Source organism: Candidatus Nitrosotalea sp. FS, from assembly GCF_011319475.1.
Lineage (GTDB): Archaea > Thermoproteota > Nitrososphaeria > Nitrososphaerales > Nitrosopumilaceae > Nitrosotalea.
Genome location: NZ_RCMC01000041.1, coordinates 1 through 586 on the forward strand (window position 1 = coordinate 1; position 586 = coordinate 586).

Below are 586 nucleotides of genomic sequence, written 5' to 3' on the forward strand. Positions count from 1 at the left end.
CGATCGGGCGGCCGATCGCCAACTTGCAGATGCACGTGCTGGATCGCGATCTGCGGCAGGTTCCGGTGGGAGCACGGGGAGAGTTGTGCATTGGGGGCATAGGGTTGGCGCGGGGTTATCTGGGGCGTCCGGAATTGACGGCAGAGCGATTTGTGCCGGATGCCTTCAGCGGAGAAGCGGGAGCGCGGCTGTATCGGACCGGCGACGTAGGCCGGTGGTGGGAAGGAAGACTGGAATATCTTGGGCGGAAGGACCAGCAGGTGAAGATTCGGGGCTTCCGGGTTGAGTTGGGGGAGGTTGAAGCGACGCTGAAAGGACATGCTGGGGTGAAGGAAGCGGCGGTGGTGACGCGGGGAGAGGGCGGAGAGACGCGCCTGGTAGGGTACGTGGTGATGAAGGAGGAGGAGATTGGGGAAGGGGAATTGCGGCGGTACCTGCGGGAGCGGCTACCGGAGTACATGATACCGTCGCGGCTGGTGAGCGTGCAGGAGTTGCCGCTGACGGAGAGCGGGAAGCTGGACCGGAAGGCGTTGCCGGAGCCGTCTCAGGACCGTCCCGACCTGCCCAGCTACATCGCACCGCGCAC

Annotated in this window: 2 pseudogenes; both read left to right on the forward strand. The window is 64.8% G+C overall.

The window, feature by feature from the left end:
• Positions 1 to 14: 14 nt before the first annotated feature.
• Positions 15 to 110 (forward strand): annotated as a pseudogene (locus tag DYY66_RS15390) (hypothetical protein); the annotation flags it as partial.
• A 24-nt stretch (positions 111 to 134) separates the two neighbouring features.
• Positions 135 to 586 (forward strand): annotated as a pseudogene (locus DYY66_RS02120) (non-ribosomal peptide synthetase); the annotation flags it as partial.